The organism is Streptomyces jumonjinensis, assembly GCF_009600885.1.
Lineage (GTDB): Bacteria > Actinomycetota > Actinomycetes > Streptomycetales > Streptomycetaceae > Streptomyces > Streptomyces jumonjinensis.
The window spans coordinates 26,750-42,938 of sequence record NZ_VCLA01000004.1 but is presented as its reverse complement, the minus strand read 5'-3'; the positions used below and the strand labels follow the sequence as shown (position 1 = coordinate 42,938).

14 protein-coding genes are annotated in these 16,189 nt (G+C 69.3%); 6 read left to right on the top strand and 8 right to left on the bottom strand.

Annotation, left to right across the window (positions count from 1 at the left end):
• Positions 1-41: 41 nt before the first annotated feature.
• The 3 genes from FF041_RS00580 to FF041_RS00570 all read right to left on the bottom strand — a co-directional run bounded on the left by FF041_RS00580 (position 42) and on the right by FF041_RS00570 (position 3,266).
• Positions 42-896 (bottom strand): carbohydrate ABC transporter permease, encoded by an 855-nt coding sequence (locus tag FF041_RS00580; RefSeq protein WP_323372495.1) that lies wholly within the window; start codon positions 894-896, stop codon positions 42-44.
• Complete coding sequence (locus FF041_RS00575) at positions 893-1,888, bottom strand: carbohydrate ABC transporter permease (RefSeq protein ID WP_153520519.1); 996 nt, start codon at positions 1,886-1,888, stop codon at positions 893-895. The genes FF041_RS00580 and FF041_RS00575 overlap by 4 nt, the downstream gene beginning before the upstream one ends.
• Before the next feature lie 85 nt (positions 1,889-1,973).
• Entirely contained in the window at positions 1,974-3,266 is a 1,293-nt protein-coding gene (locus FF041_RS00570; RefSeq protein ID WP_153520518.1) for an extracellular solute-binding protein, read from the bottom strand.
• A gap of 440 nt (positions 3,267-3,706) precedes the next feature.
• Between FF041_RS00570 and FF041_RS00565 the strand changes: the two genes are divergently transcribed.
• Entirely contained in the window at positions 3,707-4,732 is a 1,026-nt protein-coding gene (locus tag FF041_RS00565; RefSeq protein WP_323390856.1) for a serine/threonine protein kinase, read from the top strand.
• A 6-nt stretch (positions 4,733-4,738) separates the two neighbouring features.
• Positions 4,739-5,470 (top strand): HAD family hydrolase, encoded by a 732-nt coding sequence (locus FF041_RS00560; protein ID WP_153520517.1) that lies wholly within the window; start codon positions 4,739-4,741, stop codon positions 5,468-5,470.
• On the opposite strand, the gene FF041_RS00555 is transcribed toward FF041_RS00560, so the two are convergent.
• Positions 5,454-6,923 (bottom strand): N,N-dimethylformamidase beta subunit family domain-containing protein, encoded by a 1,470-nt coding sequence (locus FF041_RS00555; RefSeq protein ID WP_194291883.1) that lies wholly within the window; start codon positions 6,921-6,923, stop codon positions 5,454-5,456. The two genes, FF041_RS00560 and FF041_RS00555, sit on opposite strands and share 17 nt — an antisense overlap.
• Before the next feature lie 202 nt (positions 6,924-7,125).
• On the opposite strand from FF041_RS00555, the gene FF041_RS00550 reads away from it, so the two are divergent.
• Together FF041_RS00550 and FF041_RS00545 are read left to right on the top strand one after the other, a co-directional pair.
• The gene (locus FF041_RS00550) at positions 7,126-7,980 is read left to right on the top strand and encodes a class I SAM-dependent methyltransferase (RefSeq protein WP_153520516.1); all 855 of its coding nucleotides are present in this window, start codon (positions 7,126-7,128) and stop codon (positions 7,978-7,980) included.
• Positions 7,981-7,991: 11 nt separating this feature from the next.
• The gene (locus FF041_RS00545; RefSeq protein ID WP_153520515.1) at positions 7,992-8,762 is read left to right on the top strand and encodes a GNAT family N-acetyltransferase; all 771 of its coding nucleotides are present in this window, start codon (positions 7,992-7,994) and stop codon (positions 8,760-8,762) included.
• Here the strand turns inward: FF041_RS00545 and FF041_RS00540 are convergent.
• A complete protein-coding gene (locus FF041_RS00540; protein WP_153520514.1) occupies positions 8,713-9,855 on the bottom strand; it encodes a hypothetical protein in 1,143 nt (380 codons plus the stop codon). The genes FF041_RS00545 and FF041_RS00540 overlap by 50 nt on opposite strands.
• Positions 9,856-10,042: 187 nt before the next feature.
• Entirely contained in the window at positions 10,043-10,333 is a 291-nt protein-coding gene (locus tag FF041_RS00535) for a hypothetical protein (RefSeq protein WP_153487478.1), read from the bottom strand.
• A gap of 208 nt (positions 10,334-10,541) precedes the next feature.
• Here FF041_RS00535 and FF041_RS00530 point away from each other — a divergent pair, with 208 nt between their 5' ends.
• Together FF041_RS00530 and FF041_RS00525 are read left to right on the top strand one after the other, a co-directional pair.
• Entirely contained in the window at positions 10,542-10,961 is a 420-nt protein-coding gene (locus FF041_RS00530; RefSeq protein ID WP_153520513.1) for a DoxX family protein, read from the top strand.
• Positions 10,962-11,112: 151 nt separating this feature from the next.
• Complete coding sequence (locus FF041_RS00525) at positions 11,113-13,278, top strand: PQQ-dependent sugar dehydrogenase (RefSeq protein ID WP_153520512.1); 2,166 nt, start codon at positions 11,113-11,115, stop codon at positions 13,276-13,278.
• A 78-nt stretch (positions 13,279-13,356) separates the two neighbouring features.
• Here the strand turns inward: FF041_RS00525 and FF041_RS00520 are convergent, their stop codons facing one another.
• Positions 13,357-14,892: an amino acid permease gene (locus FF041_RS00520; protein ID WP_153520511.1), complete on the bottom strand. Its 1,536-nt coding sequence runs from the start codon at positions 14,890-14,892 to the stop codon at positions 13,357-13,359.
• Positions 14,893-15,042: 150 nt separating this feature from the next.
• On the bottom strand, positions 15,043-16,038 hold the full coding sequence (locus tag FF041_RS00515) for a hypothetical protein (RefSeq protein WP_153520556.1): 996 nt from the start codon (positions 16,036-16,038) through the stop codon (positions 15,043-15,045).
• Positions 16,039-16,189 lie beyond the last annotated feature (151 nt).

Here is a 16,189-nt window from a genome sequence, read left to right as displayed (position 1 = left end):
CATCTGCTCATGCCGCAACGGAAACGGCGGGCCTCTCGCGTTCATCCCTTGACGGCTCCCGCCGCCAGGCCGGCCGCGACCCGGCGCTGCACGAACAGAAAGAAGACGACGACGGGAAGGGCCGTGAGCGTGGCGCCCGCCATCAGCGCGCCGTAGTCGGTGCCGAAACTCGTCTGGAACGACACCAGCCAGATGCTCACGGTCTGCTTGTCGTTGCTGGAGAGCAGCACATAGGCCAGGACGTACTCGTTCCACGCCTGGACCAGGGAGTAGATGGACGTGGCCACCAGACCGGGCGCGAGCAGCGGCAGCAGCACCCGGCGGAACGCGCCCGCCCGGGTGCAGCCGTCGACCATCGCCGCCTCCTCCAGCTCCACCGGGATGGCCGCGATGAAGCCGCGCAGCAGCCACACCGTGAAGGGCAGCATGAAGACCAGATAGGTCAGCACCACCCCGGTCAGGCTGTCGGTCAGCCCCGCGTCGCTGAGCAGCAGATAGAGCGGGATGATCAGACCGGCCAGCGGGATCATCTGCACGGACAGGATCACCAGGACGAAGGCTCTGCGCCCGGCGAAGGCGAACCGCGCGACCGCGTAGGCGGCCAGCACCCCGATGACCAGCGAGACCACCACGGTCCCCACCCCGACGAGCACGCTCGCCCGGACGCTGGACCAGAAGGTCTCGGACGCGACGGCCCGGCGGAAGTGCTCCAGCGTCAGCTCCGAGGCCCAGAAGTCCGGGGGATTGCGCCGGATCTCGGACGCGGGCCGGAACGCGGTGAGCAGCATCCAGTAGAGAGGGAAGGCCATCACGGCGCAGAACAGCAGTCCCAGGCCGTCGGCCCGCAGCGACCGGCGGCGGCCGGATCCGCGCCGGGCGCGGGAATCGACGCTCACTCTGCCTCTCCCATTCTCACGAGCTGACGGACGTAGACGACGGCGCCGACGAGGAGCAGCAGTACGGTGATCACCGCGATCGCCGCCCCGGTGCTGTAGCGGTTGACGGCGAACGACTCGATGAAGGAGTAGACGCCGAGCAGGTAGTAGTCCTTCTCCGGCTGTCCCGAGCGCATCAGCCATATCTGGTTGAAGACGCCGAAGTTCCAGATCGCCGTCAGCGTCGTCACCATCACGAACGCCGGTTTGATCACGGGAAAGGTGATGTGGCGGAAGATCTGCGACCGCTCCGCGCCGTCCACTCTGGCCGCTTCCTCCAGCTCCGGCGGAACCTGGGTGAGCGCCGCCTGGAGGGTGATGGCCGAGAAGGGCAGCGCGCCCCACACCACGACGGCGACGATGACGGCGAACCCCTGCCAGGGGTCCTCGAACCAGTTGTGCCGGGCGGACTCGACTCCCGGCAGCTGTCCGAGCAGCCAGTTGACGACCCCGAAGTCGGCGTCCACCAGCCACCGGAAGACCGAGGCCGCGACCATCACCGGCATCGCCCACACGGCGACCAGCACCCCGGACATCGTCAGCCGCACCCAGGGGGAGACCCGGCGCATCAGCAGGGCGATCAGCATCGCCCCCGCCATGGTCACGCCGGAGACGACCACCGTGAAGAGCGCCGTCCGTCCCACGACCTCCCAGAAGAACGCGTCGGTGAACACCGTGCGGTACTGACTCACCCCCGCCCAGGGCGGGGACGTCCCGGCGAACAGCTCCCTGCGGGTCATGTCCTGGAACGACAGCACCACCAGATCGACCAGCGGATACCCGAGCACCGCGACGAGCGCCAGCACCGTCGGCGCGATCAGGAGGTACGGGACGGCCCGCCGCGCTCTCGACGCCGTGCCGCCCCGGGCGGGGCGCCGGCCCCGGTGCGGCGCGGGGGAGCCGGGTGGGTGTGAGAGCGCGCCGGTCGGGCGCGGCGGACCTGCGGTCACCATGCGGGCGAGCTCCTCGAATCGTCGTTCGCGGCACGCCCGGCGTGCACGCGGGCCCGCGCAGGCTTGGGTTTCCCCGTGGTCTGCGTCAGTTGTCGTTGATCACTGCGTCGATCTCGCGGTCCGCCTCCCGGGCCGCCTCCCGCACCGATTTCTCGCCGGTCGCGATGGACTGGAGCATCGACGGGAGCACATTGGACTTCTCCACGGCTCCCCAGCCGGGGGCGAGCGGAGTGACCCAGCCGCGTTCGGCGGCGAGCGCGGCGGCTCCGTTGATGCCGTCGGCGGGCACATCGCGCAGCTGGACGGTGTTGTTCGGCAGGGTCTCGGCCTTGATGAGCTGCCGTTGCGAGATGCGGTCCGTGAAGAGCCCGATCCACTCCTTCGCCAGGTCCTGGTTCCTGGACTTCACCGGGACCGCGAGCAGCGAGCCGCCGAGGAAGGGCGGCATCAGCTCGCCGGAGGGGCCGGGGAAGGGGAAGGTGGCGAACTTGCCCTTCAGCGCGGGGTTTCCGCCCGAGCGGCGGTCGGCAGCGGCGAACGCCTCCCAGGTGTTGCCGTAGAACATACCCACATTGCCCTGGCCGACCACGGCCGGCTCATCGCCGTTGTCCTTGGAGCGGTCGCCGACGTAGTACGCGTCGACGAGTCTCTTCCACGTCGTCAGACCCGCGATGGACTCGGGCGAGGAGAGCGCGCCCCGCCAGCGGCCGTCGCGCTGGACGGCCATCTCGCCGCCGGCGTCCTTCACCCACGCCATCGCCGCGTACCAGTAGCGGCCCGGCATGTAGAAGGCGGAGAAGTTCTCGTCCGCGGCCCCGAATCTCGCCTTCAGCCGGTCGAGTACGCCGAGCATCTCGTCGTAGTCGCGGGGGGCCTCGGTGACACCGATCTTCTTGAGCAGATCGGTGCGGTAGATGCCCACCCTGGCGCCGGCGTAGTAGGGAACGCAGTAGGTCTCGCCCTCCCATCGACAGGCGTCGGCCAGTGCCGGAAGCCAATCTTCCGAATGGTCGTAATCGCCTTTGTCGAGGGGCGCGAACGCACCGTTGACGATGTAGTTGGTGGTCTCGCTGTTACCCATCTCCACCACATCCGGAACGTTCTGTCCGGCCAAGGCGGCGTCAATTTTCTGGTTCTTGCTGGTCCACTGCTGGTACTGGACCTTTACCTCGGTCTGCGGATACCGCTTGGCGAAACGTTTGTTCGTGGAGGCAACCAGATCGGGCCAGCTCTCGCGGGCGTCGATGGTCAGCCAGACCGTCAGGGACCCGGAGCGACCGCCCGCGTCGGACGGTCCGCCGGAGTCGCACGCGGTCAGTGCGGCAGCCAGAGCAGCAGCTCCGAGAGCCGAGGTGAAGCGGGATAAGCGCCATGCCATGGTCTCCACCTTTCGAGGACGGGCCGAGCCGGGCTCCTATCTACCCAGCGAAGACCGGCAATCTACCCGGGGGTCAGTTTTTGGCCAGGATTGATCACTGAATTATTGAACGTTCCTGTTGCGGATCGGCCTTCCGTTACACGGGCAGAGGATCGTTGACAAGGGCATACGCCATCACAACGGCCGTTTTGAGTTGACGCAAAATACTACGATGCACCACTTGGGTGCCCTTGACGGTGACGCCCCTCCTGACTCATTTTTCTCGTTGTGTCTCCCGCGTCCCCTATCGAAGGGTGTGGCACGTGATTAAGCACGACACGACGACTGGCGAATCGGCCACGAGGCCCGTACGGGTCAACTCGTGGAACGGTTGGGATCCACTGCGCCATGTCATCGTCGGAAGGGCGGACGCGGCCGTAGTGCAGGCGCCGGAACCAGCGGTGCGACGGGACTTCCCCGATGACGGATTTCCCCTCGGCACCTACGGGCCCATGCCCGCCGATATGACGGCCGAGGCCAATGAACAGCTGGACGGCTTCTCCGAGATGCTCCGCAAGCGCGGCATCCGGGTCGACCGGCCCACCCCCGTCGACTTCAACCAGAAGGTCTCCACGCCCGACTGGGAGCAGGAGACGATGTCCGGCTGCATGCCGCCGCGGGATCTGCTGCTGACCGTCGGCAGCGAGGTTCTCGAAGCGACCATGTCCTACCGGAGCCGCTGGTTCGAGTACCTCTGCTACCGGCCCATTCTTCAAGAGCTCTTCAACTCCGATGAGCGGATGCGCTGGGAGGCCGCCCCCAAGCCGCGGCTGACCGACGCCAGTTACCACACCGGGTTCTGGGACACCTACAACCAGCTGCCCACCGATGTGCAGCTCGCCAAGGTGCGCGACTACGACCTGGTGCTCACCGAGGAGGAGCCCCTCTTCGACGCGGCCGACGTGGCCCGCTTCGGCAAGGACCTCTTCGTCCAGCTGTCCTTCGTCACCAACCGCAGCGGCTTCCAGTGGCTCAAGCGCCACTTCCCCGACCACCGGGTGCACGCCGTGACCTCCACCAACACCCACCCCCTGCACATCGACGCCACCTGGGTGCCGCTGCGGCCGGGGCTGGTGCTGCACTGCGGCGAGCGGCTGGCCGACCCCGAGCTGATGGAGTTCTTCAAGCTCAACGACTGGGAGATCATCGAGGCGGTCCAGCCGGCGAGCTGGGACCACCCGCCCAAGCTCTCCTTCTGTAGCCCCTGGCTCGCCGGGAACATGCTCAACCTCGACCAGAACACCCTGTGCATCGAGGAGAAGGAAGTACACCTCTCCGAGCAGCTGTCGTCGTACGGCTTCGAGATCGTGCCGGTGCCCTTCCGGGCCGTCGGCCCCTTCGGCGGCGGTCTGCACTGCGCGACCGTCGACATCGAGCGCGAGGGCGACTGCGAGGACTACTTCCCCCGCAGGCACGGACGGTACTGACCGGCCATGGGCGCCATACGGCCCGGGCGGCCGTCCGATGTCAGAGCCGTGATCTTCGACTTCTACGGCACGCTCGTCCGTATGGTGCCGCCGCTGCCGGCCAGCCATGAGGCGCTGCTCAGACGGCGGGGCCTGGACGAGGCCGCCGGGAGATGGGGCGATCAGTGGTCGGTCGGGCCCGGGGACGGCGAGGAGCACCTCGCCGCATCCGCCGACCGGGAGACCTATCTGGCCTGGGAGCGCGGGCGGCTGCGCCGGCGGGCGCTGGCCTGCGGTGTTCCCGAGGACCAGGCGGATGATCTCGCCATGGAGCTGGATCTGGCGATCAAGGATCTGCGGCTGGAGCTCTACGCCGACTCGAAGGCCGTGCTCACGCGGGTGCGCGAGCACGGCCTGACGGTCGCCGTCTGCTCCAACTGGTTCTGGGATCTGGACCAGGCGCTCGACGGCGTCGGTCTCGGCCCCCTGGTGGACGTGGCCGTCACCTCAGCCCGGGCGGGGGCGCGCAAACCGCATCCGCTGATCTACCGCGCCGTACTGGACGAGTGCGGCATCGCTCCGGGACAGGCGCTCTTCGTGGGGGACATGTGGGAAGCGGATGTGCTGGGTCCGCTGGCCCAGGGGATACGCGCCGTGCATCTGTGGCGGCCGGACCGGGCCGTGCGGGGCGAGGCCCCGCCGCTGCCCGGGCGGGCGCACCGGATCACCGGCCTGCACGATCTCATCCGGCTGCTGTAGTCCGGTGCGAGAGCCGGTCCAGCACATTGCGGGTCACCCGCACCACACCGGCGTCCTGCTCCCGGCCGCACACCACCGGCCAGTCGGTGGTGCCGCCCGTGAACACCGTGCCGCCCGCCGTATGGATGCCCATGGTCGCCGCCCGGGGCCCCGTCGCGGACGGCTCGCGCTCGGGGCAGTTCCAGTGACCCCACTTCAGATCGTGGAAGCTCTCGTGCACCGGGTCCAGCACATAGACGCCCAGAATCAGAAACGACGCCGGGGTACCGTCCCGGCCGGTCGCGCGGGCGGTTCCGTTCTCGTCGTACGCGAAGGCCGCGCCGTCGCACTCGTATCCGATCAGCGCGCTCCCCGCGCCGAGCGCGTCCGGCTCCCCGCCGTCCGAACCGTCCCGCAGCCCGGTGCCCTCGAAGACCCAGTGGTCCGCGTGCTGCACGGTGTACCCCGCCCGGGGCCGGTCGCCGGGCCACTCGTCGGAGGCCCACATCCCCCCGTTGCGGAAGCTCACCCCGGTCAGGGCGTTCTCCGGGGCGCCGACCCCGTCCGGCGGCGCCGGCCACCACAGATCCGTCGCCGGAAGATGGGGGAAGGCGTCCCCCACCCGGTGGTCGGTGTCCGAGACGAACGCCGTGTTCCCGTCGGTCGGATGGACCCGCCACCAGCAGGTGTTCGCGCTGAAGAACGCGACGTTCCCGCCCCCGCGCACATGGGCGGCCACCTGGTCGCGCATCGCCTGGCTCCAGTACTCGTCGTGCCCCACGCTCAGCAGCAGATCGTACGGCGCGAGCAGCTCCGGATCCTCGTGGAGATCGAGATCGGTGCAGTACTCGACGGCATAGCCCGAGCGCTCCAGCCAGGCGATGAAGGGAGCGTCCCAGTAGGCGAGATCGATGACCCCGCCCGGCCGGTGCAGACTGAGCTTGTGCCCCCGGCGCTCGCCGTCGCCGCCCTCCTGGTAGACGGGGTTGTCGTAGAGGCTGGACGCCCGGGGCAGGCCCTCGTTGTCCGACCGGTTGTAGGCGTGCCGGGTGAAGGTCGACTTCTTGTACAGGATGCGGCCGTGCCGTCCCGGATCGCGCGGTCTGACGACGAAGAACTCCCGCTCGAACCCCTCGATCCCGCTGTCGTCCAGCAGCGGCGCCGCTGCCGCCGTCCGCTCGTCGCCCGCCACGAGATGTGCGAGATAGACGCCCGGCTGCCAGTCGCCGGGGATGCGGAAGGAATAGGGCTCAAGGTCCCAGTCCACGGCGGGCGAGGCAAGCCCGTCACCGCCGTCCGGATGCGGCGGCGGACTCTTCAGCACACCCCGGAACGGCTCGGACTCCAGCAGGAAGGACAGTCCATCGCCCAGCCGGTAGAAGCGCACCCGGAATTCATCGGCATCGGTCGAGACATGGAGTGTGAGAGCCTCGCCGGCCGTCACGCTTTCACGGCCCATATAGCCTTCGATCATTTGCCCTCCCAGTGAGATCCGCGCAGCTCGCGGCCCATGTCCCGGCCTGATGCTAAAAGATGATCTCTCTGGCGGCAAGCGGGGAAGGCAGGTTCGGACTTTCCGTGATGAATTCAGGCCAAGTAGATCATCTGGAGAGTGCGCATACCGTGTTCTGGGTAGCGCGGGTTGAACAGGAATATCTTTCTTCGAGAGGACGGCAATGGGTAATGAATTCCGAGTCAGGGAACTTGTCCTCGGCATTGAGGGGCTCGCGCTTCTGCGGACCGCCATCGATGCGGACGAGACTTTTCTGAACGAACGGGTCGCGGAGATCAGGAAATTCGCGGCGGGCGGCGAAGAGGGGCTGCCCGGCGGCGGAGCCGCGGTGAACGAGCTCGACGCCGCAGCCGGCTACGCGGCCTGGTCGTCCATCTACGACTCCCTGCCCAGCTCCTTCATCGAGGTCGAGGAGCCGGTGGTGCAGCGGCTGCTGGACGAGGGCCCGGTCGGCGCCGCGCTCGACGCCGCCTGCGGCACCGGCCGCACCACCGTGGCCCTGACCTCGCGCGGCTATCGGACCATCGGTGTGGACCAGTCGCCCGAAATGCTGGAAAAGGCCCGGCAGAAGGCGCCGGAAGCCGAATTCCGCCGGGGCAGGCTGGAGAATCTGCCGCTGGACGACGCATCCGTCGACCTCGCGGTCAGCACGCTGGCCATGACGCATCTGTCCGATCTGACGGAGGGCGTCGCCGAACTCGCGCGAGTGGTGCGGCCCGGCGGCCGGGTCATCATCTCGGATCTGCACCCCTTCGTCGTCACCCTGCAGGGGCAGTGCCTCTTTGTACAGGGTGAGGACGAGCTCGCCTTTGTGCGCAACTATGTGCATCTGCCGAGCCATTACATCGCGGCCTTCGCCTCCGCCGGGCTCACCGTACGCGCGTGTTTCGAGCCGGTATTCAATGGGCGGCTCGCCCCCGGCGGCTATGAGGAATTCATCGCGGACGCGGCACGCGCGGCTTGGGACGGCATTCCCATCGTCGTCGTGTGGGAAGCCGTCAAGCCCGCAGCACAGTGAAAGGAAGCAGTATGAGAATCGTGCGCCACTCCGAACGCCCGGAGCTCTGGGACCGCATTCCCGAGGTGTTCGCCGGAGTCGTTCCCGAGTACAACCTCCACGGCGACATCAACGAGACGCACTGGAACCGCCTCTTCGAAGAGTTCAGCGACTACCAGTTCATGCTGTACGACGAGGAGCGGGACGACGTCCTGGGCGCGGGCCGCTCCCTGCCGCGCACCTGGGACGGCACCCCCGGAGACCTCGGCGCCGGGCTGGACGAATCGATCGACGCCGCCTACCGCGCCCATGACGCCGGGGTGAAGCCGACCGCGCTGGTCGCGCTGGGCGTCGAGGTGGCCCCCGCCCATCAGGGCAGAAGCCTCTCCAAGGCGCTGCTGACGCAGATGACGGACATGGCGCGCGCGGACGGACTGCCGCATCTGATCGTGCCGGTGCGGCCCATCTGGAAGCACCGGTACCCGCTCGTCCCCATCGAGCGGTACGCGTCCTGGACCCGGGCGGACGGCGAGCCCTTCGACCCCTGGATCCGTACCCAGGTGCGGCTCGGGGGAAGGGTCGCCGCCAGCGTCGAGAAGTCCTCGCGGATCACCGGAACGGTCGCCGAGTGGGAGAGCTGGACCGGGATGGCCTTCCCGGAGGACGGGGAGTACGTCTTCCCCGAAGGGCTCAGCACCCTGCGGGTGGACCGGGCCGCCGACCGGGCCTCCTACTGGGAGCCGGGCGTATGGATCACCTTCGATCTGCGGGAGCCCGGTCCAGCAGAGCCGCCCCGCTCCTGACGGCGCTCCAGGCGTACGCGGAGAACAGCTCCGTGTACGCCTGGTCCACCTCGGGACGCCGCTCCGGCGACAGCCCGGCGACGCCCACGGTGGAGACCGCCGCCGCCTTCAGCCGCTCCTCCGCGGCCGTGGGAGTCCCGGCCGCGGCTGCGGGAGTCCCGGCGGTGGCCGGTGCGTGCCGGCGGGCCGCGGCCTCGGCCTGCCGGCCCAGCAGCAGACAGTGGATCCACAGCTCGTCGGCGAAGGACTCCCCGAACACCTTCCGCACGGCGGTCGCGGTGTCCTCGGGGCGCTCCCGGCGTGCCGTCTCCTGGATCAGCTCCTCCGTCAGCCCGGTCCGGGGCAGCGCCTCACGCCAGGTGAAGTGGGAGCGGGCGTCGGGTGTGGCGTCCTGGCCGGGCAGCCGGATGAACCCCGCCCCATACCGCATATAGGGCAGCCAGTCGAGCTCCTCCAGCACCCAGCCCCGGGTGAGCGCCGGGCGGGCGTCGTCGGAGCCGGCCGGGCAGACCGCCTTGCGCACCCCCTGCGCCGCATGGCCGTTGATGCTGCTGGTGCCGGTGTGCTCGGTGACCGTCGGCACCGCGAGGAGGGCGCTGCGCCGCCCGTCCTGCCGCAGAAAGGCCGCCATGACCTCGTCGTCATGGCGCTCGCCGGTCTTCCCGGCATACGCGCGGAACGCGTCGGCCAGGGCGACCGGGAGGACGATGGCGAGGGTCGGCGTGAACTCCTCGGGCACGGCGCGCACCCAGCCCGCCCCGGCCAGCGCGGCGAGCCGGGCGGCGGCGCCGTTGCGCGCGTGCCAGTTGGTGTAGTAAGCGAGCGCGTCGTCGGGGAAGCGGTCGGCGCAGTGGGCGACCAGATCGAGCAGGTCCCGGGGCGCGGCCACATCGTCCTGGATCATCAGCTGATGGGTCGCCCCCTCGGCGATCCGGGACCAGGCGACCAATGCCGTGCGCAGCGCGGAGGGGTCGCCGTCCGGGTCGGGGTCCATCGCCAGACCGCCCAGCCCCAGGCGCGCGCACAGCTCCTCCGCCTGGGCTCGGCGGACCGGGTGGGTCATGACGGCCGAACTGACGCGTGCTGCGGGCATCGAGGCCCTCCTTCAGCCTGTGACCAGTGAAGACTTCCATGCTGATCATGTCCGCTGGAGGGGTGGAACCGGCTGGACCCGGGACGTGTACGGCTAAAAACGACGGTATGCTGACTCGATTCAGCTGTCCCGGGGCGTCCGCGCCGCATGGCCGCATGGCCGTAGGGCACCCGCGCCGGCGACGGGCTCAGGCTCTGCCGGACCGCCCGCACTCCCGTGCTCTGGTCTCGCGGTCCGCGTTGAACCGCACGGCCCTGCGCTGGCGGGCGCACTCCGCCGCGAGGCTCTCCTTGTCAGGACATCGGCGGCGGCCGAGGGCCGCCCACAGACACGCGGCGACGACGATCACGACGGCCGCATCCGCCGCCAGCCGCACCGCGGTTCCCGTGTCGAGAAGAAGATGCACGGCTGCCATCTCCAGGCCGGCGAAGGCCAGGGCTAATGCGATGACCGCGTAACGACCGCTGTTCGGATTCATCGTGGAACCTCTCGTCAGAGGCGGGCTGAGGGCCGGAAGACGCCCGCGCGTACGACCTATACCCATCTGTCGGAGACCCACCCGGAGCGCCGTCGCCGGGGGGTGGGCGTGCGCAGGGGCATGGCGATATAGCGGGCGATATGTGCTGATCAGTAGTATTCTGGACAGGAATGGTTATCCGTTCAACCGCCTGATCGGGAGGCCGGTCATGGATGTCCTGGTACTCATCGGACGCATCCTGTTCGTGCTGCTCTTCCTCAATTCCGCCATCGGTCATCTCACCAAGACCAAGGACCTGGCCGGCTACGCGGCCTCGCGGGGCATTCCCGCGCCCGCCGCCGGGACCTTCGCCAGCGGACTGCTGATGCTGGCGGGCGTGGTGAGCGTGGCCCTCGGCATCTGGGCGGATCTCGGGGCCCTGCTGCTGGCCGTCTTCCTCTTCCCCACGGCCCTGCTGATGCACGGCTTCTGGAAGGAGAGCGAAGGGCAGGCCCGGCAGAACGAGATGATCGCCTTCTTCAAGGACATCGCGCTGGGCGGCGCGGCCCTGATGCTGATCGCGTTCTTCTCGTACGTCGGCCACGACCTCGGACTGACGATCACCGGACCGCTCTTCCACATCAGCTGACAGCCGGGCGCCGGGGAACCGCCGACGATCCGACGCACGCTGTCCGATCGGATCTCCGATCAGGGATCTGATCACCGGTCGATGTGATGGACTGTCAAGCGATCATCACCCGAACCTTGTTCATGGATTCGAACGCCGATTACATGGTGGGATGCCTCCACTGTCGCGCAGCGGCTCGCCTCCCCGCCGCTCCCCCCGTCTCGCCGCGCTGCTCGCCCTCGTGCTGCTCGCCGCCCTTCCGGCCCTGCCGCCGGTCACGGCGGCGCCCGCGTCCGCCGCTCCGGCCGGCGCGATCCTGGACCCGGTACCCGGCAAGCCCGTCGAGTCCGGTCTCGGGGTCGTCGTCGAGGAGTACGCCTCCTTCCCCCGCACCGAACCCGTCCCCGGGCCCGTCACCGACGCCCGCCTCAGACGCCATGCCCGCATCAACCATCTGAGCGAACTGCCCGACGGCTCGGGCCGGATGGCCGTCCCCGATCTCAACGGCAGGCTCTATCTCGTCCAGAACGGCCGTCCCGCCGTATACCTCGATCTGGCCGCCGCCGTCGGCCCGGCCTTCTTCGCCAGCAGAGGACTGGGGTCGGGACTCGGCTTCGCCGCCTTCGCCCCCGACTTCCGCCGCACCGGCCGCTTCTACACGGTCCACACCGAGCAGGCCGCCGCGACCGCCGCCCGGCCCGACTTCGTCCAGCGCTCGACCGTCAACTACCACGGCGTCGTCACCGAGTGGACGGCCGCCGACCCCGCCGCCGCCGTCTTCGCGGGCAGCCGCCGCGAGCTGCTCCGCATCGGCTTCACCGGCGGCGGCCACGGCATCCAGCAGATCGACTTCAACCCCACCGCCCGGCCGGGCGAGAGCGACTACGGGCTGCTGTACATCGCCGTCGGCGACGGAGCGCAGGGCCTGAACAACGGCGAACCGCAGGATCTCACGCTGCCGCACGGCAAGCTGCTCCGGATCGATCCGCGCGGCCGGTCCGGCGCCAACGGACGGTACGGCGTACCGCCCGCCAATCCCTTCACCGCCAGACCCGGCGCGCTCGGCGAGATCTACGCCTACGGCATGCGCGATCCGCACCGCTTCAGCTGGGACCGGGCATGGCCGCACCGGCTCCGCCTCGGGCATATCGGCGAGCATGCCGTCGAAGGCGTCTACGAGGTGCGCGCCGGGGACAATCTCGGCTGGAGCGAACGCGAGGGCGCCTTCGTCTACGACAAGAGCGCGGCCGACGCCTGCGAACGGCTGCGCCCGCTGCCCGAGGACGACGCGCGCTACGGGTATGTCTACCCCGTCGCCGCCTACGACCACGACCCGCCCGCGAACTGGAACTGCCGTTCCGATGTGGGCCGTGCCATCGTCGGCGGATTCGCCTACCGGGGACAGCTCGTACCGGCCCTGCGCGGCACATACCTCTACGGCGATCTGGTGGACGGCCGGCTGTTCTACTCCGAGACCGGCGCGATGCGCCGCGGCTCCCAGCGGCTCGCCGCCACCTACTCCCTGATGCTCTTCGACCGCGCCGGACAGCGGGTCACCATGCGCTCGCTCGCCGGGGACACCCGGGTCGACATGCGCTTGGGCCAGGACGCCCAGGGCGAGCTCTATCTGCTCTCGAAGGCCAACGGAAAGATCTGGAAGATCACCGGCAGCCGCGCCTTCGCCGCCTGCGACACCACCGGCACCACGCTCACCCAGCTCACGGCGGAGCGGAACTGGGCCCCGGTGACCCCCGCCAAATGGCGCTTCCCGTCCGGCCGGGTCACCCTCGCCGAGGCGGGCGTCGCACGGCCGGGCCCGCGCAGGCCCTATGAGTACGCGGTGCTCACCGCGGGCCCGCCGCTCGGCAGCGTACGGATCGACGCCGACGTCCGGCTCGACACCCCGGTGGAGATCAGCAACCGCGATGTCGTCATCGTCTTCGGCCATCGGTCCGACACCCGCTTCTCCTATGTCCACCTCTCCTCCGACAACACGATCTACCCGCACAACGGGATCTTCGTGGTCGACGACGCCGACCGGCTGCGGATCGATCACCAGTGGGACGGCCGGACAGGGGCCGAGCCCGCCGTCGTGGACGCCGCCTGGCACTCGGTACGGGTGGTCCACTGCGCGGCCAGCGGCGAGATCGCGGTCTACGTCGACGGCTCCCGGCACCCGCTGATGACGGCCGTGGACCGGCGGGCCGGCACGGGCCGGGTGGGCTTCGGCTCCTTCGACAATGTGGGCAGCCTCCGTGCCCTGACCGTCAGCGGAAAGCCCTCGGCCACCGGCAAAAGCCCCTCGGCCGCCGGCGGAAAGCCCCCGTCCGACCGCTGACAGCGGTGCGGGCGTCCCGGAACAGCGCGATGGGGCCCGTCCACGGACGGGCCCCACTTCCAGCGAAACGCCTGAGCGTCAGACGATCTGGTCCGCCAGCTCGGCCTGCTCACGAGCGGAGCCGTACGCCTGCGGCTGCGGAGTGCCGTACGAACGCCGGGCCACGAACCACCAGATGGTCGCCAGCGTCAGCACCGCGACCAGCGCCACCGACGCGTAGTTCATGGTGTCGACCGTCACCGGGTTCGTCTGCGGCAACAGGAACAGCACGGTCACGAACGCCACCCAGACCACGGCTATCCAGCCGATCGGCTTGCTCCACTTGCCGAGGTTCCACGGCCCCGGCTGGAAGCGGTCCCCGGCGCGCAGCTTCAGATAGATCGGGATCGCGTACGCCGGGGTGATGCCGATGACATTGATGGCGGTCACCGCGCCGTACGCCGTCGAGGAGTACAGCGAGGGCAGGGCCAGCAGACAGGCGCAGCCCACCGACAGCCACACCGCGGGCACCGGGGTCTGCGTCCTGGCGCTGACCTTGCGCCACAGGGACGAGCCGGGCAGCGCGTTGTCACGGCTGAAGGCGAACACCATCCGGCTGGCCGCCGCGACCTCGGCGTTGCCGCAGAACAGCTGGGCCACGATCACGATCAGCAGCAGCGCCGACGCGCCGCCGGTGCCCAGCGCGTCGATCATGATCTGGGCGGGCGGCACACCGGTCGCGGAGTTCTGCGCCCCGGCGTAGTCCTGGATGGCGAAGGCCAGCCCCGCCAGCAGGGCGAATCCGGCGATCCAGGAGACCCAGATGGCGCGGACGATGCCCTGGGCCGCGGTGACCGACGCGTTGGAGGTCTCCTCCGAGAGATGGGCGGAGGCGTCATAGCCGGAGAAGGTGTACTGGGCGAGCAGCAGACCGATCGCCGCGACGTAGATGGGGTTCTCCCAGCCGGTGCCGTTGACGAACTCGGTGAAGACGACCTCGGCGGACTGGTGGTTCTTGGGGACGATCGCCAGCACGCCGACGATCAGCACGACACCGCCGATGTGCCACCACACGCTGATCGAGTTGAGCACGCTGACCAGCTTCACGCCGAACAGGTTCAAGGTGGCGTGCAGCAGCAGAATGATCATGAAGATGACCATGGTCGAGCCGGGGGTGGGGTCGAATCCCCACTGAAGGTGGAGGAAGGCTCCGGTGAACATGGCCGCGCCGTAGTCGATGCCGGCGATCGCGCCGAGCAGACCCAGCAGATTCAGCCAGCCGGTGTACCAGCCCCACTTACGGCCGCCCAGCCGGTCCGCCATGTAGTACAGCGCTCCGGAGGTGGGGTACGAGCTGGTCACCTCGGCGAGCGCCATACCGACACAGAGCACGAACAGGCCGACGCCGAGCCAGCCCCAGAGCATCACCGCGGGGCCGCCGGTGTTCATGCCGAAGCCGTACAGGGTCATGCATCCCGAGAGGATGGAGATGACGGAGAAGCTGATGGCGAAGTTGCCGAAGCCTCCCATGCGGCGGGCCAGAACCGGCTGGTAGCCGAGTTCCCGCAGCCGCTCCTCCTCATCGACGGGCGACTTCTGGTCAGAACCCGACCATCTGGGCGAGGGGATGGACATGGTGGATCAACCTCCGGGGGAAAGGTTTTGCACTGAACGGTTGACGGTGGTGGCACGGCCGCCCGCGCGGGATCGCGCGGACGGACGCCGCTCCCGGCGGAGCGTCCCGGCCCGCCCGGGGGAGCGGACCGGCGCCGCCGGAAGGTGCGGTCAGTGACCGGCACCCCGTGCGGCGGCGAGACACCGGCTGCGGGCGCGGAGGAAGACCTCCTCGGCCAGCACCGGGTCACCGGGGTTCTGCGAGCGGTACAGCCAGGGTGGAGCGGTGAAGTACGGGCCCAGGGACTCGAAGACCCGGGCCGCCTCCACGAACCGGCCCGCGCCCCACAGCGCGTGGGCCAGATGGTTGAGGTCGAGCAGTGAGGCCTCGGCCGGATCGATGTGGTCGAACCAGCCTTCCAGAGCGATCACGGCCTCCCGGGTGGCGTCCTCCGTCACCCAGTGCAGATCCAGCGCTCGCTCATGGCCCCGGTCCCTGCGGTAGCGCTCCACCCTGACATGGAGCGGCAGGGCCAGCAGCGCCGAGCCCGCCGGCGCGGCGGACGCCGCCCACTGGACGAAGTTCACCGCCTCCGACAGATGACCGGCGGACTTGCGCACATACACGAACTGCAGCATCCGGTGGTACGCCTCGCGGTTGTACGGATCCCGCTTGTGCGCCTCCGCCAGCAGCCCCCAGGGACCGGGGAACAGCATCGGCCCCGGCGGGACCTGGCGGTGCTCGTCGAGCCGCTGCTTCTCGTCGAGCTGCGCGAGCGCCAGCAGACACACCCACGGCACCGGGTCGTCGGGCCCCTGATGGGCGGCGATCCGGCAGGCGTCCCATGCCTCGTGCCACAACTCCTGGGTGCGCTGATGCCCCTCGCGGTGCGCCCGCAGAGCCCGTTCGACCGCGATCCGGCAGTGCATCACCGTCGCGGCGAGCGAGCCGGGCTCCTCGGCCCGCCACGCCTGCACCGCGTCCGAACCGGCGGCGATGGCCGCGAGCACCTGGGTGCGCTGGGTCCACATCCCCCAACTGGCGGTGTTGTGCAGCAGGTTCCGCATCGACAGCCAACGGCCGGTCCGTAAATCCTGCAGGGCGGAGCGCAGTTCGTTGTCATGGCCCGCCGGATGGTACACCGGTCGGAACTGATCCTGGGACATCAGTCCGCCGTCGCCCCCGTCGTTCCGCGCAGGGTTGGATGTCGCGAGATGGTCGTCATGGGTCCTCATAGGGACAGGTGGGGGGTCGTCATGGGGTACGGATCAGATTCCGATCCCCGTATGCGCGCCGATCTTACTCAACCAATCGAAT